The 26,668-nt window shown below is 36.4% G+C and carries 26 protein-coding genes; 8 read left to right on the top strand and 18 right to left on the bottom strand.

Translation table 11 applies throughout. From position 1 onward, the window contains the following. Nucleotides 1-103 precede the first annotated feature (103 nt). From AC6IWN_RS03315 to AC6IWN_RS03305, 3 genes are all read right to left on the bottom strand, one after another. Nucleotides 104-1,858, bottom strand: coding sequence for a M3 family oligoendopeptidase (locus AC6IWN_RS03315; RefSeq protein WP_497990953.1), 1,755 nt, complete (start codon nt 1,856-1,858; stop codon nt 104-106). A gap of 89 nt (nt 1,859-1,947) precedes the next feature. Beyond that, on the bottom strand, nt 1,948-2,445 hold the full coding sequence (locus AC6IWN_RS03310) for a methylated-DNA--[protein]-cysteine S-methyltransferase (protein ID WP_497990952.1): 498 nt from the start codon (nt 2,443-2,445) through the stop codon (nt 1,948-1,950). A 207-nt stretch (nt 2,446-2,652) separates the two neighbouring features. Continuing rightward, a complete protein-coding gene (locus tag AC6IWN_RS03305) occupies nt 2,653-3,276 on the bottom strand; it encodes a zinc dependent phospholipase C family protein (protein ID WP_497990951.1) in 624 nt (207 codons plus the stop codon). A 276-nt stretch (nt 3,277-3,552) separates the two neighbouring features. Between AC6IWN_RS03305 and AC6IWN_RS03300 the strand changes: the two genes are divergently transcribed. Continuing rightward, entirely contained in the window at nt 3,553-4,371 is an 819-nt protein-coding gene (locus tag AC6IWN_RS03300; protein WP_497990950.1) for a DUF1189 domain-containing protein, read from the top strand. A gap of 138 nt (nt 4,372-4,509) precedes the next feature. Then, complete coding sequence (locus tag AC6IWN_RS03295) at nt 4,510-5,019, top strand: HD domain-containing protein (protein ID WP_497990949.1); 510 nt, start codon at nt 4,510-4,512, stop codon at nt 5,017-5,019. 143 nt (nt 5,020-5,162) lie between these two features. On the opposite strand, the gene argC is transcribed toward AC6IWN_RS03295, so the two are convergent. Both argC and AC6IWN_RS03285 read right to left on the bottom strand, forming a co-directional pair. Continuing rightward, complete coding sequence (gene argC, locus AC6IWN_RS03290) at nt 5,163-6,116, bottom strand: N-acetyl-gamma-glutamyl-phosphate reductase (protein ID WP_497990948.1); 954 nt, start codon at nt 6,114-6,116, stop codon at nt 5,163-5,165. A 179-nt stretch (nt 6,117-6,295) separates the two neighbouring features. Then, nucleotides 6,296-6,991, bottom strand: coding sequence for a DUF3793 family protein (locus AC6IWN_RS03285; protein WP_497990947.1), 696 nt, complete (start codon nt 6,989-6,991; stop codon nt 6,296-6,298). 266 nt (nt 6,992-7,257) lie between these two features. Between AC6IWN_RS03285 and AC6IWN_RS03280 the strand changes: the two genes are divergently transcribed. After that, entirely contained in the window at nt 7,258-8,427 is a 1,170-nt protein-coding gene (locus AC6IWN_RS03280; RefSeq protein WP_497989507.1) for an IS110 family RNA-guided transposase, read from the top strand. Between the two features lie 372 nt (nt 8,428-8,799). Beyond that, a complete protein-coding gene (locus tag AC6IWN_RS03275; RefSeq protein ID WP_497990946.1) occupies nt 8,800-9,051 on the top strand; it encodes a CPF_0552 family protein in 252 nt (83 codons plus the stop codon). Nucleotides 9,052-9,153: 102 nt separating this feature from the next. Here the strand turns inward: AC6IWN_RS03275 and AC6IWN_RS03270 are convergent, their stop codons facing one another. Both AC6IWN_RS03270 and AC6IWN_RS03265 read right to left on the bottom strand, forming a co-directional pair. Continuing rightward, nucleotides 9,154-10,005, bottom strand: a complete 852-nt coding sequence (locus AC6IWN_RS03270) for a DegV family protein (RefSeq protein WP_497990945.1) — start codon at nt 10,003-10,005, stop codon at nt 9,154-9,156. 118 nt (nt 10,006-10,123) lie between these two features. Further along, nucleotides 10,124-10,759, bottom strand: coding sequence for a polysaccharide deacetylase family protein (locus AC6IWN_RS03265; RefSeq protein WP_497990944.1), 636 nt, complete (start codon nt 10,757-10,759; stop codon nt 10,124-10,126). Nucleotides 10,760-11,053: 294 nt separating this feature from the next. On the opposite strand from AC6IWN_RS03265, the gene AC6IWN_RS03260 reads away from it, so the two are divergent. Then, nucleotides 11,054-12,751 (top strand): methyl-accepting chemotaxis protein, encoded by a 1,698-nt coding sequence (locus tag AC6IWN_RS03260; protein WP_497990943.1) that lies wholly within the window; start codon nt 11,054-11,056, stop codon nt 12,749-12,751. 105 nt (nt 12,752-12,856) lie between these two features. Here AC6IWN_RS03260 and cysK read toward each other — a convergent pair whose 3' ends face one another. Continuing rightward, on the bottom strand, nt 12,857-13,792 hold the full coding sequence (gene cysK, locus AC6IWN_RS03255; protein ID WP_497990942.1) for a cysteine synthase A: 936 nt from the start codon (nt 13,790-13,792) through the stop codon (nt 12,857-12,859). 200 nt (nt 13,793-13,992) lie between these two features. Here cysK and AC6IWN_RS03250 point away from each other — a divergent pair, with 200 nt between their 5' ends. After that, entirely contained in the window at nt 13,993-14,439 is a 447-nt protein-coding gene (locus tag AC6IWN_RS03250; protein WP_497990941.1) for an RrF2 family transcriptional regulator, read from the top strand. Nucleotides 14,440-14,639: 200 nt separating this feature from the next. Here the strand turns inward: AC6IWN_RS03250 and AC6IWN_RS03245 are convergent, their stop codons facing one another. The 4 genes from AC6IWN_RS03245 to AC6IWN_RS03230 form a co-directional block, all read right to left on the bottom strand. After that, complete coding sequence (locus AC6IWN_RS03245) at nt 14,640-15,257, bottom strand: C39 family peptidase (protein ID WP_497990940.1); 618 nt, start codon at nt 15,255-15,257, stop codon at nt 14,640-14,642. Nucleotides 15,258-15,268: 11 nt separating this feature from the next. Beyond that, nucleotides 15,269-16,396 carry a M20/M25/M40 family metallo-hydrolase gene (locus AC6IWN_RS03240; protein WP_497990939.1) on the bottom strand — a complete coding sequence of 376 codons (1,128 nt, stop codon included), beginning with the start codon at nt 16,394-16,396 and terminating at the stop codon, nt 15,269-15,271. Nucleotides 16,397-16,415: 19 nt separating this feature from the next. Further along, nucleotides 16,416-16,847, bottom strand: coding sequence for an RrF2 family transcriptional regulator (locus AC6IWN_RS03235; RefSeq protein WP_497990938.1), 432 nt, complete (start codon nt 16,845-16,847; stop codon nt 16,416-16,418). 109 nt (nt 16,848-16,956) lie between these two features. Continuing rightward, nucleotides 16,957-17,121, bottom strand: a complete 165-nt coding sequence (locus AC6IWN_RS03230) for a YezD family protein (RefSeq protein WP_497990937.1) — start codon at nt 17,119-17,121, stop codon at nt 16,957-16,959. Between the two features lie 392 nt (nt 17,122-17,513). On the opposite strand from AC6IWN_RS03230, the gene AC6IWN_RS03225 reads away from it, so the two are divergent. Together AC6IWN_RS03225 and AC6IWN_RS03220 are read left to right on the top strand one after the other, a co-directional pair. Next, on the top strand, nt 17,514-18,662 hold the full coding sequence (locus tag AC6IWN_RS03225) for a trans-sulfuration enzyme family protein (RefSeq protein ID WP_497990936.1): 1,149 nt from the start codon (nt 17,514-17,516) through the stop codon (nt 18,660-18,662). Nucleotides 18,663-18,685: 23 nt separating this feature from the next. Then, nucleotides 18,686-19,861, top strand: coding sequence for a MalY/PatB family protein (locus tag AC6IWN_RS03220; RefSeq protein WP_497990935.1), 1,176 nt, complete (start codon nt 18,686-18,688; stop codon nt 19,859-19,861). A gap of 151 nt (nt 19,862-20,012) precedes the next feature. On the opposite strand, the gene AC6IWN_RS03215 is transcribed toward AC6IWN_RS03220, so the two are convergent. From AC6IWN_RS03215 to AC6IWN_RS03190, 6 genes are all read right to left on the bottom strand, one after another. Next, nucleotides 20,013-20,651 carry a response regulator gene (locus AC6IWN_RS03215; RefSeq protein WP_497990934.1) on the bottom strand — a complete coding sequence of 213 codons (639 nt, stop codon included), beginning with the start codon at nt 20,649-20,651 and terminating at the stop codon, nt 20,013-20,015. A 137-nt stretch (nt 20,652-20,788) separates the two neighbouring features. Beyond that, nucleotides 20,789-21,994, bottom strand: a complete 1,206-nt coding sequence (locus tag AC6IWN_RS03210) for a sensor histidine kinase (RefSeq protein ID WP_497990933.1) — start codon at nt 21,992-21,994, stop codon at nt 20,789-20,791. 85 nt (nt 21,995-22,079) lie between these two features. Beyond that, the gene (locus AC6IWN_RS03205; RefSeq protein ID WP_497990932.1) at nt 22,080-23,333 is read right to left on the bottom strand and encodes an ABC transporter permease; all 1,254 of its coding nucleotides are present in this window, start codon (nt 23,331-23,333) and stop codon (nt 22,080-22,082) included. Between the two features lie 4 nt (nt 23,334-23,337). Continuing rightward, complete coding sequence (locus tag AC6IWN_RS03200) at nt 23,338-24,444, bottom strand: ABC transporter permease (RefSeq protein ID WP_497990931.1); 1,107 nt, start codon at nt 24,442-24,444, stop codon at nt 23,338-23,340. 1 nt (nt 24,445) lies between these two features. Beyond that, complete coding sequence (locus tag AC6IWN_RS03195; RefSeq protein ID WP_497992160.1) at nt 24,446-25,210, bottom strand: ABC transporter ATP-binding protein; 765 nt, start codon at nt 25,208-25,210, stop codon at nt 24,446-24,448. Between the two features lie 230 nt (nt 25,211-25,440). Beyond that, nucleotides 25,441-26,667 carry a Zn-dependent hydrolase gene (locus tag AC6IWN_RS03190; RefSeq protein ID WP_497990930.1) on the bottom strand — a complete coding sequence of 409 codons (1,227 nt, stop codon included), beginning with the start codon at nt 26,665-26,667 and terminating at the stop codon, nt 25,441-25,443. Nucleotide 26,668: the final 1 nt, after the last annotated feature.

Below are 26,668 nucleotides of genomic sequence, written 5' to 3'. Positions count from 1 at the left end.
CTTAAGAATATATATTTCTCTATTCTTAAGGCATAATTCTCATTAGCATATTGACGATAGTAGCTTTGAATTAAAAGCATAATATATCATCATATTACAATTTCTACGCAAGGCGCACGAATTCATCAATTAAATTTTCTACCGTACCAAGACTGGTTCTCCAAAAATTCGGATCCTCTAAATTAATATCAGCTTGTTTTGCTGCATCCTCTACGCTCATGATTGTCGTCGCATTTAAAAGTGCCTTATATTTTGGAACAAAGGCTTCTCCTTCTTCTTTATATTTCTCATATAACCCTCTTGCCAGCAAACCACCGAATGCATATGGGAAGTTATAAAAGCTAAGATTCTCAGAGTAATAATGTCCTTTTACCACCCACATATATGGATGAAGTGTTGTATGATCTAAGCCGTCTCCATACGCTTCCTTTTGAGCAGATAGCATGATCTCATTTAACTCATCTGCAAATAAAAATCCCGATTTGCTTTTTTCAAAGACATTGCTTTCGAAAATGTATCTGGAATAAATGTCGCAAATTATTTGGGTTACATCCTGAAGCTGACTTTCAATCAACGCGATCTTTTCTCGTCCGGATGCCTCCTTAATTGCTGCCTCCATGATAATCCCCTCATTAAAGGTTGATGCTGTCTCTGCTACCGGCATACTATAATCCACATTGAGTGGAAGATGCTCCTGAATATTTAATCCATGATAAGCATGACCCAGTTCGTGCGCCAAAGTTACAACATCATTTAAGGAACCAGTAAAGTTCGTAAGTATTCTACTTTGCTTCACAAAGGGAAGATTTTCACAGAATGCTCCTCCAACCTTACCTTTTCTAGGATAGAAATCAATCCAAGAATCATCATATGCTTCCTCAACTAACTGCGCTAAATCCTGTGAAAAACCTTTAAACCTTGAGACAAGATATTCCTTGGATTCTTCTGCCGTAAACTTGGTATTGCTTTCACCGATTGGTGCAAACATATCATACCAAGGCAAGCCACCTTGATGTCCCATAATCTTTGCTTTATGCTTCAGATATTTGTGAAAAGAAGGAAGTGCTTCGCGGATTGCTTCTAGCATCGCCTCCAAGGTTTCTCTTTTCATCTTAGAATGGGTTAATGTCATATCAAGTGGCGATTCATAACCTCTTAATTCACAGATAGTATTAACCTGTGTTTTAATATTGTTCAAGGAATAACTGACTGCATCCTTAATCTTATCATAAGCTTTTAACTCTGCATCATATGCATCCCTACGCACCTGATTATCTTCACTATGTGCCAGATTACGAACTTCCGGTAAAGTAATGATATCTCCGCGGTATTCCACTTCAAGCGTAGAAGTAAGAAAGCTTTGCATACTGCTCCAAGCTGAGCCGGCTGATATATTTAATTTAGCAATTACATCTTCTACATCATCGCTCAGGATATGTTTCGCCTCTTTTTTCATTTCTGAAATCAGATAATCATAGTTTTTTAATTTCGGCTGTCGCTCATAAAAACTCGCAACATTATCATAACCCGCAATAAATTTATAAATCACCGCCAAAGGCTTTGATGCCATGCTGACCTGTCTTTCAATCGCATTGGTCTCATTTACCGTGATACTGTCAGACGTATTTACCGATATACGCAGTGCAACATAATAACTTAATTTGGTGGAAAGTAATTGATATTGTTCCAGATAATCAATTAATTTTACCAGCGTATCCTCATCCTTCTCTTTCTTTGATAAGGTATTACTAAAATCTGATAGCTCATTCGTCAATTTTGTAAGTGCTGCTTTATCTTCTTGATAATTAGCATCGTCAAATCCTTTATAAAGTATATCCAAAGACCATTCCTTGTTCATGTCAACCTCCGTGCCTATAATGTTTTTATTCAAATCAAATATTATATTCCCTATTATATTCAATTTTTATATTGCTATTATTTTAATAATTACTTCTTATAATTATCATGTTCCAATCCTAATAAATCTTCCTTCACATCCAGTCCGCAACCAAAACCGACCAGTTTACCGTCAGCTCCTATCACACGGTGGCAAGGTATAATACAGAGAATCGGATTCTTGTTATTTGCCATCCCTACCGCTCTTGACGCTTGCGGATTCCCTACCGCCTCTGCAATCTGTTTGTAGCTTCTGGTCTCTCCATATGGAATTGCTCTTAATGCTTCCCAAACCTTTCTTTGAAAATCAGTTCCTTTTGGATTTAGAGTTAAATGAAATGTTTTTCTTTTTCCATCCAAATATTCCTTCAGCTGACTGGCTGTTTCTTTGATCAGCGTAGTTTCCACGACTTCATAATTCAACAACAGCCGCTCATTAGGTAGTTCCTGCTCTTCTTCCATATGTAACTTTACTGTGGTAATCGCATTCTCTTCTTCAATAATTAAGAATCTTCCCAATCTTGTTTTATAAACAAACGCTTGAGCCATAGTTGTCTTTCTCCTCTCCGTATATTAGTTAATAATTTATGTAATATTGTAGCACAAATTATAATATTATCCAACACACATAAAGTGAAGAGCTGATACAAAATAATATTTAATCGGAATAAAGGATATATTAATATTCCTGTTAAAATTATAGCTTTGAACAGCCCCTAAACTTATACTTATATGCTTGAGTGATTGAGAAGTAAATTATGCAACATTTTCCCGAACAAACTCCTGTGGCATCTGATTAGTAGTCAGATATCGCACTAGGGCGAGTGCAGCGGTATAGCAGATTTTAACGATGTATTTGCAATCCGTTAATAAATCACGCATTTCTCCTTGATATCTTTTATGCAATAGCAAAATATATTCACTAAGGTATTTTTGAATATCTTTTTGATTATTCAGAAATAGAATCCCATCCTCTATCACCATTTCCTCTTGCATATAACATGCTTCTTCCTCGATATATCGTCGGATGGAAATCAACAATTCCTTTTCATATTCTACATGATTCTTAACCGAACACTCATATCCCGGATTGTGAGGCATTGTAAAATAATCTGCCAGATAATGCATAATCATCCCAAGATGAATACAAAAGTAATTCGTAATTCCTCTATCTTTATTATAGCTTTTCGATATTTTTATAATCTCTAATTGTAATAAACCATATGTTTCTGTTATGGTATGGCGTGTTGTTAAAAAGGAGGGTAAGCAATCCGGCAAGATACTGCCTAGCAAAAAAGCTCTTTTATGAAGATTCAGCTTCTTCAAATCTTCTCTTTCCAGTAAAAAATGAGCTAACGAAATGTGTGAACCTTTATTCATAGATACCTCCATTGATATCAAATACCAAAGCTAATCCAGCCCTAACTCAGTTCTTCTCTTTCATTATAGTTAGATTAAACAAATGCTTCTATCAATATCACGTTAATACAAATTAAATTTTATGTAAAAGTGTAGGAAGCCATATTCATACTAATTTGTGTCACCTAAACTTCGTAGCATTTGCAGTATGTAGGAGTCATATGATTATAAAAGTATATTTGACAAATATCTTTTACTAAAATATACTAAGCTATATATAATACAGGGGGTAATCCAATGGAAAAAACAAAGTTAAATTTCTTTCAGCAAATACAAACTGCGATATTTAAACCAACACAATATTTTAAACTGTCTAAAGTGAGCGGTGGCCGCTCCACCAGCTTTGTATTTCTGTTCGTGTTCATAATTAGTTTGTTTAGCATTATACCGGCAACTATTGACTATACACAATTAAATCTGACTGAACTTCTTAATGATAAAATACCAGAATTCAAATTAGAAAACGGTGAATTATCCGTTGCTGAACGCTATGAAGTAAATGACGGTAGTACCTATGTTTTAGTTGATACCAGCGTTAATAAGTTTTCAACGGATGACGTTGACCATTCTTATTTTGAAGTTATCTTAGTCAGCAAAACAAACCTCATTATGTATGAAGGTTCCAGTACCAGAGAAGTCCGTTTTTCCGACTTAAATGGTTTTTCTTTTGACAATAGTATACTAAAAGCAATCGTGCCATTAATTAATATTATTTTCTTTGTGTCTATGATTTTTGTATATTTGTTCATGGTTGCCGGATATTATATTACTGCCCTACTTTATTCCTTGTTGAGTTTAATTGTCTCTGCAATATCCAATTTAAACTTGCGCTATTCCAGAATGTTTAAGGTGGCAATATACGGAAAGGTTACCGCAGCCATCATCTCAGCAATTATTCATCTAGTTAAGGCAACAACATCACTGAGTATACCGGGATATGCAAGTACATTAATTGCAATCATCGTAACCTGTACTTATGTAGTATATGGTACATTATCACATCACAACGAGGAAACACAAACACCTGCAAGTTCGATTCCTCCGATGAATTATTAATAATCAGGTATATTTATAGGAATGAAGGGCTGTTGTAAAATGATAATCTATTAGAAATTATGATTTGATTTTTGCAGCAGCTTTTATCATCTTATTTAATAAAATCCATCAGCTACTTTATTATTGGGAAGGGTAAAAATGAGATTAACACGAGAACAAAAGGATTACTTTATTCACTCAATCAGTGACTTATATGATAACGATAAACTTCATGAAATGAATCAATATCTTCAGCATGGGAATACCACTACTTTCATGCATTGTTTGACTGTGGCATATGTCAGTTATCGTTTATCCCTTCGCTTGCCATTTAACCTTGACCGCAAAGGTATCATAAGAGGGGCTATGCTCCATGACTTTTACCTTTATGATTGGCATATACCAGATAAAAGTCATCGTCTGCATGGTTTTTATCATCCGCATTTTGCTTTTAAGAATGCAAAGCAATATTATCTTATCTCACATATTGAAGAGGATATTATCAAAAAACACATGTGGCCTTTGACTCTTACCCGTTGTCCAATCTATAAAGAATCTATGTTGGTTTGCTGCGTGGATAAGATATGTTCATTAGCCGAGATCTTCCGTTTCCCTATGAAATCACGTGACTTACGTTATATCACCACTACCTTAAGAAAGATAAATTAGCATCACAAAGCAAATTAATGTTCTTTCTCGAAAATAAAAAGGCCGGACATCTGTCCAGCCTCATTTTTACCTCTTAGTCAAGTTTTAAGGTAATAATCTCTTAGTCCCTTCAAATAATTGAGTAAAAGTGCCTAATCATCTCTTTAAAGATGTAAATCTTCTTCAAATCCTAACATTAGATTCATATTCTGAATAGCTGCACCGGAAGCACCTTTACCCAGATTATCGAGTCTTGTCATCACCAGTGTAGTTCCCTTCGAATCATTTCCAAACACGAAGATTTCCGCCTTGTTTGTGTTGTTACAGGTCGTTATATCCACCGCTCCGTCAAACAATACACTATCATCCGCATAAGGCATTACACTGACAAATTTTTGATCTTTATAATGATCACTGATCACCTCATGTAACTCTTTCGCGGTCAACTTCTTTGATAAAAGCTTATTATGTAATGGCAACATAATTGCAAGCCCTTTATAATTATTACCCAGAATCGGTACAAAGAACGGTGTTTCTGTTAATCCGGAATGTATGCTCATCTCCGGTAAATGTTTGTGATTTAATGATAATGCATACGGTCTTGGTGCTTTCGTATAATCATTCTTTTCTTCATTTTGTTCATATTTCTCGATCAAAGCCTTGCCACCGCCACTATATCCAGTCAAACTTTGACAGGTAATCGGATAATCCGGTGCGATAATCCCCTTTGATACCAACGGATACGCGGATAGGTTAAATGCGGTTGCATGACATCCCGGATTACTAAGTCTCTTTGTTTCAATAACTGCTTGCTTATGCTTCGCAGACAATTCTGGCAAGCCATAAGTCCAATCCTTGGCAGTACGATAAGCTGTACTCGCATCAATAATTCTGGTACCTGGATTGGTTACAAGGTTTACTGCCTCCTTAGCCGCCTCATCGGGTAGACATAAAAATACGACATCTGCTTCATTTAGGCATTTTGCTCTTTCCTTGGGATCACGTCTTTTTTCATATTCTATTGTAATCATCTCTAATTCATTATATAAAGCAAGTCTTTCATGTATCTTAAGACCCGTAGTTCCTGACAATCCATCTACAAATACTTTCTTTTTCATGAAATCACCTCTTGTTTTTTTGTATATTTATACATAATTATTATACAAATATACATCTCTGGTTCGTATATGTCAATACTATATTATAAATTTTCAATCCAAACGGTATATCATGTTGCACTTTCATTGCATAACCCTGCTGGTGATTGATTCATTATAATCGATGATTCATAGTATTCTTATATTCTCACAGTCTTTCCATCGTAAGGTAGGACGTTATGACCCATCAAGTATTTTATAGCCTCAATTCGAATTCTATGATATTCTTGAAATAGTTTTTTTCTTTGATTAGCGCTATGATATACCTTCCAACAACCGCTAAATATATAGTTTTGGCCGTGATTCGTAATAAAGCCTAGTACATCCTCTAACGGGTATCCTAGAACGATTCCGATTTCATGCGGATACTCATCAACAATGTTTACATCCGTGGTAATTCTACTTATATTATTATGATAGTTCTCTAGCCTCTGTCTTATTACCGGGAAGATACTGTCTATTGATCGACTCTCTATAAGATATCCCTGCTCCTTTAGGTAATCCAGGTTCTCTCTTCTTGATAGATAGTGATTTAATGTGAGTGTATGATAAATTAATACGGTCAACCTAATACTGTTTTCATGAAGCACTTCATAGTTGCAGTTATAATGAACAATCACGGATGTAAGTATTTTTAACACCTTCTCCTTATCTCCCATTATAGGGATCTGGATTAATGAAGATGGTTTTAATCCAAGCAGTGTCTCCATGCAAATATTCCCCAGTAAGAAATTAATCATTTCATCCATTTCTGTAGTTTTCTTTTTAGAAAACTGTATTATATCATTGTTACATAACTTCCATTCCTGACTGTTCATATTACACGTATAATCCAATTATCCTCTTTCGAGGGTGTTTGGATTATTTCCTTTCTCCCCAAAAGAGTTGGGGTAATCTTATTACTCCGTTATAATAATAAAGCACTGTGGATTTGTTTCTATAATACTACAGCCATGACTGTTCAGAGGTGACTCAGACCACAGCTTTTCGTCTTCACTGGTAATTAGCTAGTTAACGCATCGACGTTTATATTTACGTGAAAACACAGCCGAGATTCCTGTGGAAAACAACAGTGCAAATATTATTTTAGGAGGTATCTATCATGTACTTTGTCGGGATCGACATTTCCAAGTACAAACATGACTGCTTTATCACTACCGAATCAGGCGAGTTTGTTACTAACTCTTTTACCATCAAAAATAGTAAGGATGGTTTCCAGGAACTTCTTACAGTACTAACATCACTTAATTCTCAAGAAGAAATGCGAATAGGGTTTGAAGCCACTGCTCATTATGCCCTTAATCTGAAGTTATTCCTTGAAAAAGCCCACTACAGCTTCATGGAATTTAACCCTATACTTCTTGCTAAATTTAACAAGTCTCAGACCTTACGACGTACCAAAACCGATGCTATAGATTGTACTTCTATAGCTCGTTGGTTAATGACAGTAGACTACAAACCCTACCCAATAGGATTTTATCATACATATTCATTAAAGTCATTAACTCGTCTTCGAGATACTCTTGTAAAACAAAGAAGTTTTTATCTCGTTAAGATAACCAATGTTTTGGATCACACTTTTCCTGAATTTAAGCCTTTCTTCCATAATCGTTTCAGTAAGACCTCTTTATATCTTCTTGAAACATACGGTTCTGCTGAAAGAATGGCTCGTATGAACACTGCTTCCTACGACAATCTTCGAAAGATTTCCAGAGGTAAGTTTTCTATGCAGAAGTTCTTAAAACTCAAGGAGCTTGCTACTAATACTGTCGGTGAAGATAATGAAATATTCTCTTTGCAACTCCAAAGCCTCATTAACCTGTACAACCAAGCTTCCAAAGAAGTTAACTTGATTGAAGAACAAATCATTTCTCTAATACAGGATATTCAGCCCAGATCACTTACCATACCAGGCATTGGTGCTTTGTCAGCAGCCGTTATCTATGCTGAATATGGCGATTTATCGAAATTCAATTCACCTGCTCAAATGTTGTCTTTTGCCGGATTAGAACCTGGGTATTATCAATCAGGAACTTCGGAACACGGAGGTCACATGGTTAAGCGCGGTTCTTCTCATCTAAGATTTACGCTTATGAACTTATGCATACCTTTGATACAGTACAACATGGTATTTGCTGAATACTACGCTAAGAAACGTGGCGAAGGGAAAACTCACCGAGTTACCTGCTCACATGTCATCAAGAAACTTATCCGCGTTATCTTTATATTAGAGAAATATAACATGAACTTCGACTCTTCAAAACTCCGCTGATTGTGTAGTGGCAACCAGCAACACTATATCTCAACTTTTTATAACTAATTCTTGAAAGGTTTATTAAGGTTACCCTTTTTTAAATTTCAAGTTTCTTCAAAAAAGCTTGACTTTGAATAGCTAGTCACCTCTTCCACAATTACTTCCTTATTATCGTTCACTTATCATAGAAATTATAATCAAATAATTTCATTTAACTTGATTAACTTTAGATTTCTTTCACATCAACATATGTTATAATAATTGTATATTATCCCTGATCAACATAAATTTGGTATTTCATAATGATGACATGGTGAAACTATGATAAAATATAATAAATGGGGGATATTATGTAAGATATTATATGGATCTAGAAAGGAAGGAAACATTATGGCGAAAGTTATTATGGGTTTTGTATTAAAGGATCGTGTTAAAAATGCTTCTTCTGTTCAAGAATTATTAACCTCTTATGGTTGTGAGATCAACACACGTATCGGGCTTCATGTAGCATCACAGGATGCATGCAGTTCAAATGGATTAATCCTATTAGAATTTATTGATAATGCTGATGATAAAGCAGCAGCGTTTGAAAAAGAATTAAAGAAAATCGCGGATGTTGATATCCAGAAGATGATTTTCTAATAGTTAGTAGCGCATTAAAAAACATCTTTCGTTGCAACCAGAGAATCCATAACTTCAGCCGGTTGTTTATGAAAGATGTTTTTAATTTTAGCACTTATTCAATTATTTTTTATAAAATAAGATACCTAATGTATTTGGTCCACAATGGCTAGAGACTACTCCGCCCGCTCTCGTTATGTATATTTCTTTAAAATAACCTAATCCTTTCAAGTAGTCATAGGTTTCTTGCTCAATCTCTGAATCTATTCCTGAGTGAGTAATAAACACACGTTTTGAATCAGCCTGAAGAAGCTGTTCCTCCAGATCCTTGGCATAGCTGCGAACCACGGCCTGCTGTCTTCCTCTATATTTTTTATCCACTCCCATTTTCCCGTTATTGACTGCAATCATAGGTTTTAACTTTAGTGCATTTCCAAGTAAAGCAGCAACAGCACTGCAACGCCCTCCCCTTTGTAAATAGGTTAAAGTATCAATTACAAAGGATGCGCAAACCTTATCCCTAGCATTCTCGATTTCATTGATGATTGTTTGGGCATCCATTCCCTGTAGCGCATATTCTGCTGCGCGTATGACCTGAAGACCGATACCTGTTGAAAGATTCATTGAATTAATTACATACAACTTTTCATATTCTAATTCTTGTGCAGCCATTCTTACTGTTTGACAGGTCACTGACATGTCCTCTGAGATACCGATAAATATAATTTCTTCCCCTTCATCCACCATCGGTTTTAACGCCTCGATAATATATCCAATCTCAGGTGAAGCAGTTTTAGGAGTTGTGTTACTTCGATCCGCCCACTCATAAATCTCCTCCGGGATTATCTCAACACCATCCTTATAACTCTTATCCTCCAAAACTATATTCAACGGAAGAATTGTAATATCGTACTTCTTAATTAAATCTTGTGTCAAATCGCAGGTACTATCTGCTATTATCCTAACTCTCCCCATATTCCCTCCGATAAACTTCATTATGCAATAATAACTTTTCCCTATATTATCCATATTTTTTTACTACGATCTAATAATTATAAATCCAATTTATTAATTGTGCAACCCAAGCAAATAACTAACTTGATACATTTGTCCATAGCTTGTTCTTCACATTGGAATCGACTCCCTTATATCTGAACAAATCACTTAAGGTCACAAATTGAAACCCTCTTTCCCATAGCCCTGTGATGATACCATCCATCGCATTCACCGTATTGATATTCCCAGAGAAATCATGAAGTAATATAATATCTCCATCTGTCACATTCCGTAATAATGTAGATATTCTCTCTTCTGCACTTACATCTTTCTCCCAATCACTGCATGCTACCCCATTGATAAACGGAAGTTCAATCAGATCAAACATAGATTGGCTGGTAGCAATATAAGGGGGGCGAAAGAATGTCGGTATTACTCCTGCAGTTTCATATATGACACGATTTGTATCAGATACTTCCCTACTAATCTCCACTTCGTCCATTTTGCTCATATCAAGATGAGACCATGAGTGATTTTGAAGTTCGCAGCCAAGATGTAATTGTCGATCCATAATAAACTTGGATTCTTCATTAATATGTTTGCCGCACAAAAAGAAGGTAGCTTTCACCCCATATTTTTCTAGTTTATCTAGTATCAGCGGAGTTGTATCAAAACTTGGACCATCATCAAAGGTTAAAGCTATCAACTTATCATTAATATTATATTCTCGCATACCTAATCACCTTCCATTTACATTATTCTACTCAACTATTGTATCAGATATCTCTCTTATTATCATATCAAAATCATTCTTACAATGTAAATCCATTAATTCTAAATGAACTTTGATTCCATTTATTTGTTCAGTGTACCGTTTGTGTAGTAGTTATTATATTAAACCTTATTATGTAAATCAATTGTAGTTTTCATGTATAAAATGTCATAAAAGTGATTATTTTGTTATTTATTACACCCTATATTATGTTATAATGTAATTACATAAATATAATTACGAAAGGATTAAAAAATGAAAATTAAATGGAAAGTAACAGTTGCTTTAGATATCTTCCTATTAATATTTATTATTTTGACAAGCGTCACAACGTATAACAAAATCTTAGCTACATACAATGATGAAATTGACCAAGAACTCAAAAATTACACAAACATGGGTATGACTCTATTCGATTCAAAATATCCTGGTGATTGGCATATGGACGGTGATATATTATACAAGGGTAATGTTAAAATGAATGAAAACTATGAGCTAGTTGATGCTATCTCAAAGGATACGAATTCATTAATCACGATCTTCGCCGGCGATACCCGAATCGCTACCACCGTACGAGATAATAGTGATAAACGTATGATTGGCACGAAAGCATCTGATGTAGTAATTAATCAAGTATTAAAAAACAATAAGTCCTATACCGGTAAAGCTACGGTTGTTGATCGCCCCACCAGAGTTTATTATGCACCGATTTCCGATAAGAATGGAAACGTAATCGGAATGATATTTTCCGGACTCCATACTGATGTGATAAAAGATAAAGTTAATAAAGCGATGCAAACCACTCTAATATTTCAGGGTATCTTCTTATTGGTAGGCTCTGTTTTCGCATTTGTCTTTGGTAGTTATATTGCAAAGATCTTCGGTATGATTAAAACTAATCTTGAAAGTCTGGAAAAAGGCAACTTTGGTGTTCTATTCCAATTAAAAGATCATAAGCGTAAAGACGAAGTTGGTGACAGTATTCGCTCATTCAATACTATGCAGGAAAGAGTTAAGAATATTATCTTATCCATTAAGTCTTCTGTATCCAAAATAAGTGAATCTTCTTTGATAATTGAAGAAGGCTCAAACATAATGTACCGAGAGATTGAAAGCATTACCGCTACCACTGAGGAATTATCAGCCGGACTTGAAGAAACCGCTGCATCTTCCGAAGAGATGAATGCAACCTCTCTAACCATTGAAGAAGAAATTGTACGTGTTACAGAAAAAAGTGAGAATGGACAGATGCTAGCCTCAGAGATTAAAGAAAGAGCTGAAAATCTAAAAACCGTGGCTCTTGATTCTCAAAAAACTGCAATTGAGATGTACGATAATGCAAATAGTAAATTAAGAAGTTCAATCGAAAAGACTTCTGCTATTAATGAAATCAAGGTATTATCCAAAACTATCCTGGATATTACTGCACAAACAAATCTCCTCGCGTTAAATGCTTCCATTGAATCAGCCCGTGCCGGCGAAGCAGGAAAGGGATTTGCTGTAATATCAGGTGAGATTGCCAAGCTTGCATTAAATTCCAAGCATGCTGTTACCCAAATTGAAACTATCTCAAATGACATATCCGCTGCAGTGGAAGATATTGTTTCTGATTCAAAACAATTATTAGAATTTGTAGATACTAAAGTAATAAAAGATTACTCATTCTTAGTTGACACCGGTGAGCAGTATGATGGGGATGCAAAAGCAATCGAGCAGATGGTATCTGAAATCAAGAACTCCGCTTCTCAATTAAATGAATCCATAACGTATATTCGTCGTGCGATTGAAGAAGTAACAATTGCTTCACAGGAGGGCGCAAAAGGCTCAACTGAGATTGCTTCAAATTCCACCTCAATCTTCCACAAAACGGACGAAGTACTGGAACAGGCAAGAAGCAACAGAGAAATCGTAGATGAATTAAGTGAATTGATAAAATTCTTTCAAGTAGATTAATATTAATTAAGAGTGTACCCTCCGTGTACATGAAAAGGGATACCCCGAGGGGTATCCCTTTTCATAGATAATATGTTAATTCACAGGATAAAGTAAATAATCGATTTATTGTTCTGCAAATAAAGGAGTGGATAAATATCTTTCACCTGTATCCGGAAGGATAACTACGATGTTCTTTCCCTTATTCTCAGGACGATTTGCAATCTCTGTTGCTGCCCAAAGAGCCGCACCGGAGGAGATTCCCACAAGAAGACCTTCAGTTTTGGATAATTCCTTACCAACTGCAAATGCATCTTCATTCTTAACTTTAACAATCTCATCATAAACTGTTGTATTAAGAACCTGAGGTACAAAGCCTGCGCCAATACCTTGAATTCTATGAGCTCCTGCTCTTCCTTCGGAGAGAACCGGTGAATCAAAAGGTTCTACTGCAATAACTTTCAAATCAGGATTTTGTGATTTCAAATACTCGCCTGTTCCGGTAATAGTTCCCCCTGTACCGATACCTGCTACTAAGAAATCAACTTTACCATCTGTATCCTCCCAAATCTCAGGTCCTGTAGTCGCTTTATGAACAGCAGGATTTGCAGGATTATCAAATTGACCTGGGATAAAGGAATTCGGGATCTCCTGTGCAAGCTCACTTGCTTTGGCAACTGCACCCTTCATACCCTTAGCACCTTCTGTTAATACTAATTCTGCACCGTATGCTTTTAATAGGTTTCTTCTTTCAACACTCATCGTCTCTGGCATAGTTAAAATCAAACGGTAACCTCTTGCTGCCGCGATGGATGCCAACCCAATTCCTGTATTACCACTGGTGGGCTCTATAATAACGGTATCCTGTTTTAAGAGGCCTTTTGCCTCAGCATCTTCAATCATTGCTTTTGCAATTCTATCCTTTACACTTCCTGCCGGATTATAATACTCTAATTTTGCAATAACCGATGCACCAAGGTTGTGTTTTTTCTCGTAATTAGATAATTCCAATAATGGTGTCTTACCTACTAAATCTGCTAAACTTTTAAATACTTTTGACATAATGAATACCTCCATCCATATTTTATATATTACATATATGCTTAATATGTTTGATACCATCATATTCCCTTATTAATAATATGTCAATAGGAAAATGAAAAATTTTTATTAAATCATATATAAATAATATGTCATTGACATTTTTGCAATAATCATTTATTATCATTACATATAAATTAAGTATGAAATGAGGTGTTTAAATGAGATTATCGGCAAAAGGTCGATATGCACTTGCTGCAACCACAAGTATGGCTCAGTATCATAGCAATAACGAATATATAACTTTAATCAGTATTTCAGAAAAGCTTGGTATTTCAAAAATATATCTAGAGCAGGTATTTTCTTTATTAAAGCACGGCGGAATTGTGAATTCCATTAAGGGTTCTCAGGGTGGTTACCAGTTATCCAGATTGCCGCAACAAATTTCTGCATACGATATCTTATCCGCTGTTGAAACCTCTCTATTTGAGAAGACAGAAGAAACGATAAAGGACAAGGCACCTGATATTGAGGCTGCAATGAATTACACCATTTTTGATCCGCTTGACTCAGCAATCAAAACAAACCTACAAAAGATAACATTAGCAGATTTAGTAGCAGAATCAGAAAAGCATAAAAGCGGCGAAGGATTCATGTTCTTCATCTAGATAAATACCATAATAATAAAGCCAGAGGGTTCGATTTCAGCGAACCCTCTTTTATTGTTTGTGTAATTATATTATTTAGATTAGTGTGCCAAATACTCAGATACAAAGTCACAGTCAATATGTGAGACACTATGTATATCTTAAGAATTGTGAAAGATATATTCTTCTAAATCAATTTACGCATATTGACGATTACTAATCTAAATAAAATATTCGATGCTATCCATTGTCTTTCTGGTCTTCTGATTGAAAAGCAGCATACATTCTCTGCCCTCCAATTTACCCAAAGCATAATTTCCTGAACCCTCACTATTTAGAATATCGTGTTTAATTTTACGATTCATCTTAGTCGGAGCATCTTTAATCATCTCAATCCCCTCCGTATTAAACGATTTTACACGATAATATGGATCAAATAAATAGATATACTCCTCATCAATTCCTGTTAACAGAACATAGTGCCAGCAACCGAGCATAACTCTAGCAACTGCAACGCCTCCCTGTCCGAGGCATTCTGCTAATTTACTATTCTGGCTTATTTTAACCGCCTCTCCGTTCATCATCTCACAATATATCGGCCATTTTTTCACTTTACCAAATTGATTTAACCAGTTAGCCAGGAAAGTCATCGCCATGCCAGTTGTTCCACTCTTGTATGCTTCCCCTTTTTTATTGTAACTGTCCAAGCAATACAGCATAATGTTTTTTACAACATCCGGTGATATTTCTTTTCGATGAAAAAGATAATTGATTGCATTCAACATTGAAGTAGGTCCACAATCATATTCGGTTGATTGATAGATTAAAGGATTCTTCATAATTAACCTCCCTAAGCTGTGTCATTCCCTTTATCAGTCAGTATTTTTAATACAATATTACTGCATTTTACTAATTCATCTATATAAGTATATTCCTTACAGGAATGTACCTGATTCATACCACAGGACATAACTAATCCGGATATACCATGTCTGTGAAGGTTGTTGTTGTCACTGCCTCCGAACGTATTCACATAATTCGTATCATAACCCAACTCCTTACATGCCTTTTCGAATCGCTTAACAACCAAATCTTCTTGTTTTACCTGGTATGCGATACACCCGAAATCCGTCTCGAACGTATATTCCGCCTGAAGACGACTTCCCACATCTGCAATAATATCTCTTATATTATCAACTTCAGATAACGCTTTATCATGATTAAGACTTCGTACTTCTCCTCTTAACACACAGTTATCTGACACAATATTTCTAGCCTTACCACCCTCAATTAATCCTATGTTAACTGTTGTGTCTCCATCGATTCTACCCTGCTTGATCTGCGTGATTGCCTGTGCAGCAATCGCAATCGCATTAATTCCCAGTTCCGGTGCAAACCCGGCATGAGAAGCTTTTCCGATTATTGAAGCGGTAAAAGATACAACTGTTGGCGCTTTCAGTGCAGCTGTCCCAACAAATCCGTCCAAATCAAGTACATAGGCTTCCTTCGTCTTGATAACAGAATAATCAAACACTTCACTGCCACGGATATAAACTTCCTCAGCGATTGTGAATAAAATCTCTATACTGCGATGTGACAAGCCGGATTCCTTAATTGTCCTAATTGCCTCCAATATAGAGACAATTCCTGATAAATCATCAGCACCGAGTACTGTTGTACCGTCACTGGTTATGGTTCCATCCTCCTGAACCACTGCTGTTTTATTCAAACCAGGAGTCACCGTATCCATATGTGCAGATAACAGAATTGGATTACCCGGGATATCTCCTTTTAGATAACCATATAAATTACCACATTCACTTCCATAATAGTTACCGGCTCTATCTTCCTCCACTTCAAACCCAAGCTGTAACAGATATTCCTTTAGTATATCAGCCATCTTCCGTTCATGAAATGAAATCGAATCGATTGAAACCAGTTTTCGGAATTCTTCTATAATACGTACTTGATTCACCATATAAGCCCTCAAATTCTTATTAATTAATGACCGTTTTCTCACTTTGGAGCTGCCATGTAACTAAATCTGCCAGTGTAATTCCATCCACCACTTCATCAATCGCATCTGCTAGCTGTTTCCATGCCCTCATTGTAACACAATGATTTTGATTTGGGCAATCACTTTCACTATCCAGACAGTTCACCGGCGACAAGCTTCCCTCCATTAATCGTAGAATCATGCCTATCGTGTATTCCTCCGGACGCCTCGCCAGCTTATATCCTCCCTGTGATCCTCTGATGCTTTTAACAAATCCTGCTTTATTTAATACCGAAACAATATGCTCTAAATACTTCCACGAAAGGGATTGACGCTCCGCAATTGTCTTTAAAGTAATATATTGCCCTGTATTATCAGTTGCCATATATAACAAAATATCAACAGCATATCTACCTTTAGTTGAGATTTTCATTTGAGTACTTCCTTTCACTATTTTTCGAATACATATAATCTCTAACTCTACGTAAAAAAGGCTCTGGAATCAACTCCAAAACCTCCAGTTAACTAGTCGCTTCATGTTTTTACTTCACCCTAATTTTCTCATTTCTCTCAATCTGCATAATCTTCCCATCCTGCACGATTACCGTAACTGACCCATACTGAATTGTTTCAAGAAATTCAATAATTTTCTTTAAATCTTTTTCTTCAATATTATTTTTGCGTATTGACCGAATTTCCTTATCCAATATTGCATCCCCCTAAGATATTCATACTTATTAGATATGTATAATATGTTTTAAATAATGATAACGCTTTTAGATTTTAATGTCAATACAATTTTTTCTATATTTTTAATTTTTATATTAATATCAGAACGAAATTCGATATTATATTTATCACTTAAGTTATTCCTATCTTGTATATTCTTAAGTAATTGATGTATAATTTCAAATAAATATAATTTTATTCATCTATATATTTGATAATGTATATCCGTATAACAGATAGCAATAATAGAAAATCATATTGAAATGAGAGGAATTTTATAATATAATACATTTCATATTTATTTGATATGATTAGTAGAAATGCATATCACTAAATGTATTAATTTACATCAAGCGAATGGAGGTAATTTATGAGTTTTCAATTAAACACCAAGTGCGTACATGGAAATAATGAAGCCAGAATGTTAGAACACACAGGTGCTATCAGCTTTCCAATTTATCAAACAGCTACCTTTGCTCACCCAAGTGTGGGTGAAAGTACCGGCTTTGATTATTCCCGATCCCAAAACCCTACCCGTGAGCAATTAGAAAAGGTGGTTGCTTCACTTGAAAATGGTTTTGGTGCTGTAGCCTTCAACTCCGGAATGGCTGCTTCCAACGCTTTGATGGAACTATTTTCTCCCGGTGATCATATTTTAGCTTCGGAAGATTTATATGGAGGTACCATTCGTTTATTCGACCATATTAACACAAAAAACGGTGTGGAAATCGATTATGTTGATACCTCTAATCTTGATCTGCTTACCACAAATATCAAGAAGAATACGAAAGCTATCTTTGTTGAAACACCAACGAATCCGATGATGAATGTTACGGATTTACAGGAAATCAATAAGATTGCAAAACAAAATAATTTATTATTTATTGTGGATAATACCTTCTTATCCCCGTACTTCCAAAAACCACTCACATTGGGTGCTGATATCGTTCTTCATAGTGGTACGAAGTTTCTCGGAGGGCATAATGATACATTAGCTGGTTTCTTAGTGTTGGCAAATCAGGAGCTAGATGAAAAAATTCGATTTATCATTAAAACAACCGGTGCAGGATTATCTCCTTTTGACTCCTGGTTGTTGCTAAGAGGAATTAAAACGCTTCCCCTTAGAATGGAATATCAGCAAAAGAATGCTCTTATTCTTGCGCAGTGGTTGGAAAAAAACGATAAAGTAGATGCAGTTTATTATATCGGACTTCCTTCTCATCCCGGTTATGAAATCAACAAAAAGCAATCGAACGGTTTTGGCAGTATGATATCCTTCCGTGTAAAAGCGGAAGAAACTGCTGTGAAAATCTTAAATCATGTAAAATTGATTCAATATGCCGAAAGCCTTGGCGGTGTGGAGAGCCTCATTACATACCCGATGCTTCAGACTCATGCGGATGTTCCGGAAGAAGAACGCGAAGCAAAAGGTATCAATCGTAAGCTCCTGCGATTCTCTGTAGGGATTGAGCATATTGATGATTTGTTAAAGGATTTAGAACAAGCTTTTGAAAGCTAGATAAGAATAAAGGAGGGATACAAATGAGCTATAACTTTGATACGATTGTTGATCGACGAAATACGAACTCTCTAAAATATGATTTTGCTGTAGAACGAGGAAAACCTTCCGATATTCTGCCTCTTTGGGTAGCCGATATGGACTTTCAGGCGCCTAACGAGGTACTTGACGCTTTAACATATGCAGTAACCCACGGAATATTTGGATACAGCGATGTGAAAAAGGATTATTTTGATGTGCTTCATCATTGGTTTTACCAGAATTTTGATTGGGATGTTAACGAAGAGTGGTTAATTAAAACACCCGGAATCGTATTTGCTATCGCTCAAGTAATCCGGGCACTAACCCAGGAGGGGGATGGTGTTTTAATTCAACAACCGGTATACTATCCATTTCGCGGCTCCATCCAAGCGAATAATCGTAAACTAGTTGTGAACTCGTTAGTATATAATGATGGCAAATATTCTATGAACTTTGAGGATTTCGAGAAAAAGATTATCTCTCATAACGTAAAGTTATTCATCTTGTGTAATCCTCATAATCCGGTCGGAAGGGTATGGACTGTAGAGGAATTAACACAGCTCGGAAAAATCTGTTTAAAGCATAATGTAACGGTTCTATCGGATGAAATACATTGCGATTTTATTTATCCCGGGTACAAGCATACCGTATTCGCAAATATAAGAGAAGATTTTGCACAAATAGCAATTACTTGTACCGCTCCAAGTAAAACCTTTAACCTGGCAGGATTACAGGTATCCAATATCTTTATTAAGAACGAAGAGCTTCGTGAAAAGGTGATAAAAGAAATAGATAGAAGTGGCTACAGTCAGCTTAATGCACTTGGTTTAGTTGCATGTAAAGCAGCTTATCAATTTGGTCAACCCTGGTTGGAGGAATTGAGAGCCTACCTCTTAGATAATCTGAATTATGTTAGAGATTTCTTAGGTGAAAAGCTACCTCATATTAAACTCATTGAACCTCAAGGCACATACTTAATCTGGTTGGATTTCTCCGCTTTAGGGCTATCTCCATCTGAAATGAAAAGCTTAATCGTCGATAAAGCAAATCTTTGGCTGGATGCGGGACATATCTTTGGTAAAGAAGGTACCGGATTTGAACGAATTAATATTGCATGCCCAAGAGAGATTCTTAAGCAGGCTTTAGAGCAGTTGGAAAAAGCAGTAAAGGATCTGTAATTAGGCCATCAATTAGACTTGATATTCTATTAGTGATACTAGAATTACAGCATATTGTTATAGAAGAAAAGACTCACCATTTTGTTACTCGGGCATCTATCATTTTGCTCCGTTAACAAAACTATGAGTCTTTTCTATCTTCTTTATTCCTTTAATAAATGCCTTTCTTTCCAGTTAAATAATATACCGCGACCTGAGTGCGATGGGATAACCCGCCCTTTTCCAATATTGTGCTGATATGATTCTTTACCGTACCTTCGCTGATAAAGAGCTTCATTGCAATCTCTTTGTTAGAAAGTCCTTCTGAAATGGCCCTAACAATATCTAACTCTCTTGCAGTAAAAAGAGAACTGTCAAATCCGTTACCGGATTTAAGGCCAGCATCGGTGAATTTTGAAAACACCTGACCATCTAAAATATTCACTCCATGATGAATCGATTTAATCATCTGTTTTAGCTGGTCAGGTGTGTGATTTTTAATCAGATAACCATCCGCTCCGTTTTTTATTGCCTTCTCTACCAGGTCATCATCATCAAACGTCGTTAGTATCAGCACCTTTCCGAGCTTGCGTTTTACTATTTCACGTGTCGCTTCAATTCCATCCATCTCAGGCATCTGAATATCCATCAAAATAACATCTGCTCGTTCCTTCATCGCCAGTTCTAGTGCTTCCCTTCCGTTTTTCGCGCAACCTAATACGCTAAATTCTTCATCCACACTCAGAATAATCCTCATTCCATCTCTTACAAAATCACTATCATCCACGATGATTACTTTTATTTTTTCCATGCCCCAACTCCCACTTTTAATACTACTTCACATGATTTAACCTTATTACATAACATTTAAATTAGTAAGGTGTTTATATCAGTGATAAATTTAATCATAACATATAGCCCTTCTCACATTTACTATGATACTAGTCTTTATAATGGAATAATCATGTTGATATGAAAACCGTTTTCACAATTAATGTCAAGAAAACCATTCACCCTTCTGATTCGGCTTTTCATTCCCTGAATTCCCATTCCCTCCTCCAGTTGACCACATCCAATTCCATTATCTCGAATCATACAACGAACTACTTTATGTAAAATTGCTATCTCAATTGTTAATTCCGTACATTTTGCATACTTTAACGCATTGGTTACGGATTCAATGGTGTTATCTAATATCACATCCCAGAGATGCTCCGGAATATCCTTATCCTCGCCCTCGATGGTAACCCGGGCTAAAATACCGTATTTCTCCTTACATTCTTCACAAAGCTGAACCAGCTGAAGATAAGCCATCCGTTTCTTATCCGGTTTTTCTTTTCTTAAGATCAGACGAATTTCATCCATGCTGGCTCTTAAGTTATCGATAACACCTTGCATGATATTTTTACTTTGCTGTGCATCCTTCTCCATCAATACCTTACATGCTTCCAGCTGGTAAACAGAACCATTAATACTATGTCCTAATTTATCATGAAGTGCCTGGGATAGACGTGCCTTCTCCTCTAACATTCTATTTTCAAAGGCTAAGCTACTTTTTTCCAGCTGTTCACGATATATGGTATCCTTCATATGAATCGAATCTTTCAGCTGATACTCCTCTTCTTCATAATCATCGATATATTTTTTATAACGTTCGATTATGATGAAATTTTGATAATATATAATAAAGACAAAAAAGCTATAAGCAGTATATTGAATCACATCTTCCTTATTTGCCAAAACCCCTAACAACATAAAAACACCAAATATAAATGGCAAACGCAAAAACACGATTGTATCCATTAATACCATCGGGTATAGGTATAGCCCAATATTTTTTTCATCAAAGCACAGAAATAGTACCAGCACGATTATAATCTCTGCTACTAAGCAGAGTAATTTCCACCTACGCTCCCTGTTCATCATCAGGGACATCCATTTGCGCCAATCCAACTCCTGTGTAGCCTCATATACTCTATCATCGCCCGAAAGCTCAAAGCCTAATGTCGCCAATAAGGAGACAGCAAGGAGAAACCACTCCATGCTAATCACATGAAGTGCTTTCTCGTTATAATAGATAATATATACAATTAAAATAATGATACATAGTAATTTAACGATTGAAAAATAGTATCTCTTACCGTTATCATTCATATAATGTACTCCGTTCAAATCATACCGCAAACCAATATATTGTTGGCAATATTTTACCATATGGGAGAGAAAAAGTACATGAACGTTATTCTTTTCTTCTTATTCGGATTCCTAGTAGACCAACACTCATAATAACAATCAGATAACTGCTGACTACCAGGAGAAACATGGCATATACTCCGCTCTTGCCAACCATCAACATCTCAGCAGACTTAACTACCCAACGCTGCGGCATCAGTTGGGATGCCTTCACCCACCATTTTGACGCCCCGTCCAATGGGAAATACAACCCCGCTAACAAACTGGAGAAGGTCCAGGTGATAAAAGCGATATAATTTGATGTTAATACATTATTCGTTATTACACCAATCACAACACTATACAGATTAAAGATAACTCCCAAACAGAATACCAAAAACAGGAAACTGCCAAAACCGATTCCATAATCAGCCTTTACAAATAGCTTTATCCCAATCGCTAATATTCCGGTCTGCATCAGTGCACTTGCCAGTACCATCAAAACCTTTGTACTTCCATAATTTATTAGTGAAGCTGTTGATAGTAGAAAACGATTATATACTCTATTCCTTCTCTCATCTACCACGGTGGCGGCAATAAACACGCCACTAAATAAAAATCCAATGGTTAAAAAGGACAATGAATAGCTGATGCATGAGCTATTGCTCTTTTGCTGAGAGGTTAGATTCAGTTCATCCCCGACTTCTATCCCTATGATTTCCTTCTTAAATTCATTATTTGTGGATGCTTCCAGTAGTGCTTCCAGTTTACTTTTTTGGTAACCGGTTAATTCACCATATCTGTATAAGCTGTTTTGAAATGTATTCAGATTATTCTCTAGCAGTTCTATTCGTTGATCCTTTGTTGCCTTGAACAAGACGATACTACTATTCTTTCCATCGAGAATCTCCTTGTCAAAATTCTCTGGAATATAGATTACCGCTCCGATTGAACCCCTGTTAGCAGAATCTAATGCGATCTCTCTGGCTCTGTTAAGGTTAATCGGCTTTTCTTTAAATCGATAGATACGAAAAGCTCCTGTTTTGAGAAGCTCTTTTAGGATATAGTCCGATAGCTTCGAATTACTGCAATCGATCACTTTAACACTTAATTGATCATTGGCCATATTCAGTACCTGTTCTGAGTCGCTTTTTAGTTCGTAAAACGTATTGATATTTTGTTGAGAAAACATGGTTTCTGTATTATTTAAATTTAGCATAACTACTGATATAACAGGTAGAATAAATAAAAATGCCAGATAACCCTTATTACGAAGAAGTAGTTTTAAATTCATTTTGATTATTGTTTTAAAGCCATTCATATTCTTATTCCTCCCTCGTTCTACCGGTTAATGGAATACCAATCAAAACACTTACTAATATGATTCCAGCCAAATATCCGATGCAATTAAATGTATATTCACTATGTCCCAATGTAGAGAATTCCACCAACGTACGATTGATATAATAAATTGGAGAGGAATAAATCAAATACTTAGGAAGATCAAGATACATATATGATTGGAAGGTGCCTCCAAAGTAACCCCACACCCAGGTTACCACAAACCCCGTAACAATACTTATTGCTACATTACGAAACAATTGGAATAACACAATTCCAATTGCACTGGCTGCCATTGAGGTTAACATGACGATTACAAATGATAACCCAACGTTCCCCCAATGAATATCATATATAATGATAGATAAAAACCAGCTAATACATGCTTCGATTAATATTGCTATGGTACAGGGAATAAATTTACCAAGATATTGTTTTGTACTAGACATTTTAGTAACACGCATTCTTCTTGGAATTGCACTCTTTCGTTCACTGGATATTACAGCCATCAGCGATACCAGACCACACCATGCAAAGTATATGATATAGATAATTCCATAATAATCGATCGCAGAGGGAACCGGATTTGTAGCCAATATTTCCTGTTTTATACTACTTTCTCTTCCCTGCCCTGAAGGGTTTAAACTATTCTTCATGGCGTATGTTCCCAGCGTGGCTTCTTCATTCACCTGATAGAAGAAACCGGATAATATGCTGTCTGTTACTGAAGCCTCAATCTTTTTTTCATTTGATTGATACAGCTTATAATAATCATTCTTTATCTCCACAAACACAGAAACCGTACGATTTTGCAACAATTCTTTTATATCACCCTCCGGGTAATCCTGCAGTATAATATTCTTACCTTTGCAAGCCTCTTGGAGCTTACCCATCAGTGGTTCATAGGTGGTGGCACTGTCTAACCGATATCCTACCTTGAATTCTTCCACCTTCATATTGGTATTCATCAAGGACTGAAACGCATTTGAGATTAATGCAATTGTTAATATCGGGAATATAATCATCATAATGAAAATCCATTTGCTACGCAGCATTAGCTTAAGATTATTCTTAATTAATATCCAAGGCATTCTACATCTCCCCCTCTGCATAGTCCCTAAGCTTTTTGCCGGTTAAAGTAAGGAATACCTGTTCTAATGTCATATCACTATCCTGATCAGAAGTAACCATCTCTACCAATTCCCGCTTCGTGCCGATGGCAACAATCTTTCCATTATCCATAATAGCAATCCTTGAACAGATTGCTTCAATTTCCTCCATATAATGGCTGGAATAAATAACGGTAGCTCCCTGCCCGTTTACGAACTTTATTTTCTCCAGAATAAAGTTTCTAGATTGTGGGTCGATTCCCACCGTAGGCTCATCAAAAATCAAAAGCTCCGGTTTATGTCCGATTGCGCAAGCAATATTCAGTCTCCTCTTCATACCTCCTGAAAAATTCTTCGCAAAACCGTTCCTCCTATCCTCGAGCCCTACAAATTCCAAGGATTCCTTTGCCGCCTTTTTTAGAGCTTCTCCCTTCATCCCATAAAGGGAGGTGAACAACTCTACATTCTCCCATGCCTTGAGATTACCATGAATGGCCAATTCCTGTGGAATATAGCCGATCTTTGATTTTACCTTATTCATATCTGATTTGGTATCGTATCCGAACAGCTCCACTTTACCGGAGGTCTGTTTCACCAAAGAACATACCATATTCATCGTTGTACTCTTACCAGCACCATTAGGACCAAGTAATCCAAAGATTTCTCCCTTCTTTATCTCCAAATTAATATGATCAACGACCGGCTTATTATCGTACTTTTTAGTCAACCCTTCCAATCTCAATACCACTTCACTCAATTTCTTACCCTCCAATTTATCACGACTATATAATAAGTATAACAAAGGAAGGCCTTTCCTTTAAGTGATAATAGATAGAAAGAACCATGACAAAAGTCATGGTTCTTTCTATCTATTTATCGTCTCTAACTCCATTTATCATTACATACTTAATACTTAACTCAGCTTTATGCGGGTTTTACTTTGTGTTTCAATTAAATCCTAGTTTATTGATTCCACTTCTACTGCTGATCAATATATAATAAAGTTTTCAGCAACACATTTGCACCCTTAACGCAGTTCTCCACCGGGGTATATTCAATCTCGCAATGGCTATGACCACCTACACTTGGAACAAATATCATCGTGGTAGGTATCATATCTATCATGAACTGTGCATCATGGCCGGGACCACTGTATATTCTACGATTGGAATAACCAAGCTCTCTTGCACTCTTTTCCACATAATCGACTAGTTCAGAGGTAAAGGTTACGGTTTTTCTTGCCCAGGCTTCCTGATAGCTCACCTGACATTTTTCCACTTCCTCCGGGATACGGTGAACGATGGCGAGTACTTGCTTGATTACCTCGGGGTCTTGATGTCTTGCATCTAACGTAAATTTTACTTCATCTGGAATAATCGTATGGATATTCGGATGGCAGGATATCTTTCCTGTGGTATATACTAATTTGCTATCCAGCTCATCTAATTCATCATGAAGATATTGGATGGTTTTGGTTGCTGCATAGAGTGCGTCCTTACGGTACTTCATTGGAGTAGTACCGGCATGACCCGCTTGACCGGTAAATGTAAATTCATAATTAATCATTCCACATACACCTTCTACGATGCCGATATCATAGCCTTCCGCTTCAAGAACCGGTCCCTGCTCAATATGTAATTCTAATAAGGCAGTTGCTCCTGCGGGATTGATGCGATTTGTTTCCTCACCGACGTAGCCGCTTGCAGCCAGAGCATCTCCAAAGGTATATCCAGGCTCATCCTTTGCAACCGATGCCAGCATCTCCTTTTTATCGAATTTTCCGCAGATAACACCGGAGGACATCATTGCCGGTTCAAAGCGTGCCCCTTCTTCATTCGTCCAAACCACCACCGTAATCGGATGTCTGTGAGGAATTTTCTCAGTAACAATCGTCTCCGCTGCTTCCATCGCTGTTAACACTCCAAGGACTCCATCATAATTGCCTCCCTGCCTTACCGAATCCAAATGAGAGCCGGAGTAAATTGCAGGTAAATCTTCCGTTCCGGGAATTGTGGCATAGAGATTAGCCATATCATCCGTCTTGATGGTTGCACCGATTGCTTTCATTCTACGGACGAATTCCGCTCTTGCTTCCAGTGCTTCGGGAGAAAGTGAAAACCTAGTAATTCCCCCATTTCCGGTATCACCAAATTTACTAAATGTTTTAATTTTATCATCCAATCGTTCTAAACTACACGAATACATA

Source organism: Variimorphobacter sp. HTMS_6, from assembly GCF_059717775.1.
The sequence above is the reverse complement of the archived record's forward strand: the minus strand, read 5'-3'. Positions and strand labels throughout refer to the sequence as shown.

What these genes read in the sequence shown, in the direction of transcription:
- AC6IWN_RS03315 (WP_497990953.1), bottom strand. Translation starts at nt 1,858, where the DNA reads ATGAACAAGGAATGGTCTTTGGATATACTTTATAAAGGATTTGACGAT.
- AC6IWN_RS03310 (WP_497990952.1), bottom strand. Translation starts at nt 2,445, where the DNA reads ATGGCTCAAGCGTTTGTTTATAAAACAAGATTGGGAAGATTCTTAATT.
- AC6IWN_RS03305 (WP_497990951.1), bottom strand. Translation starts at nt 3,276, where the DNA reads ATGAATAAAGGTTCACACATTTCGTTAGCTCATTTTTTACTGGAAAGA.
- AC6IWN_RS03300 (WP_497990950.1), top strand. Translation starts at nt 3,553, where the DNA reads ATGGAAAAAACAAAGTTAAATTTCTTTCAGCAAATACAAACTGCGATA.
- AC6IWN_RS03295 (WP_497990949.1), top strand. Translation starts at nt 4,510, where the DNA reads ATGAGATTAACACGAGAACAAAAGGATTACTTTATTCACTCAATCAGT.
- argC (WP_497990948.1), bottom strand. Translation starts at nt 6,116, where the DNA reads ATGAAAAAGAAAGTATTTGTAGATGGATTGTCAGGAACTACGGGTCTT.
- AC6IWN_RS03280 (WP_497989507.1), top strand. Translation starts at nt 7,258, where the DNA reads ATGTACTTTGTCGGGATCGACATTTCCAAGTACAAACATGACTGCTTT.
- AC6IWN_RS03275 (WP_497990946.1), top strand. Translation starts at nt 8,800, where the DNA reads ATGGCGAAAGTTATTATGGGTTTTGTATTAAAGGATCGTGTTAAAAAT.
- AC6IWN_RS03270 (WP_497990945.1), bottom strand. Translation starts at nt 10,005, where the DNA reads ATGGGGAGAGTTAGGATAATAGCAGATAGTACCTGCGATTTGACACAA.
- AC6IWN_RS03265 (WP_497990944.1), bottom strand. Translation starts at nt 10,759, where the DNA reads ATGCGAGAATATAATATTAATGATAAGTTGATAGCTTTAACCTTTGAT.
- AC6IWN_RS03260 (WP_497990943.1), top strand. Translation starts at nt 11,054, where the DNA reads ATGAAAATTAAATGGAAAGTAACAGTTGCTTTAGATATCTTCCTATTA.
- cysK (WP_497990942.1), bottom strand. Translation starts at nt 13,792, where the DNA reads ATGTCAAAAGTATTTAAAAGTTTAGCAGATTTAGTAGGTAAGACACCA.
- AC6IWN_RS03250 (WP_497990941.1), top strand. Translation starts at nt 13,993, where the DNA reads ATGAGATTATCGGCAAAAGGTCGATATGCACTTGCTGCAACCACAAGT.
- AC6IWN_RS03245 (WP_497990940.1), bottom strand. Translation starts at nt 15,257, where the DNA reads ATGAAGAATCCTTTAATCTATCAATCAACCGAATATGATTGTGGACCT.
- AC6IWN_RS03240 (WP_497990939.1), bottom strand. Translation starts at nt 16,396, where the DNA reads ATGGTGAATCAAGTACGTATTATAGAAGAATTCCGAAAACTGGTTTCA.
- AC6IWN_RS03235 (WP_497990938.1), bottom strand. Translation starts at nt 16,847, where the DNA reads ATGAAAATCTCAACTAAAGGTAGATATGCTGTTGATATTTTGTTATAT.
- AC6IWN_RS03225 (WP_497990936.1), top strand. Translation starts at nt 17,514, where the DNA reads ATGAGTTTTCAATTAAACACCAAGTGCGTACATGGAAATAATGAAGCC.
- AC6IWN_RS03220 (WP_497990935.1), top strand. Translation starts at nt 18,686, where the DNA reads ATGAGCTATAACTTTGATACGATTGTTGATCGACGAAATACGAACTCT.
- AC6IWN_RS03215 (WP_497990934.1), bottom strand. Translation starts at nt 20,651, where the DNA reads ATGGAAAAAATAAAAGTAATCATCGTGGATGATAGTGATTTTGTAAGA.
- AC6IWN_RS03210 (WP_497990933.1), bottom strand. Translation starts at nt 21,994, where the DNA reads ATGAATGATAACGGTAAGAGATACTATTTTTCAATCGTTAAATTACTA.
- AC6IWN_RS03205 (WP_497990932.1), bottom strand. Translation starts at nt 23,333, where the DNA reads ATGAATGGCTTTAAAACAATAATCAAAATGAATTTAAAACTACTTCTT.
- AC6IWN_RS03200 (WP_497990931.1), bottom strand. Translation starts at nt 24,444, where the DNA reads ATGCCTTGGATATTAATTAAGAATAATCTTAAGCTAATGCTGCGTAGC.
- AC6IWN_RS03190 (WP_497990930.1), bottom strand. Translation starts at nt 26,667, where the DNA reads ATGTATTCGTGTAGTTTAGAACGATTGGATGATAAAATTAAAACATTT.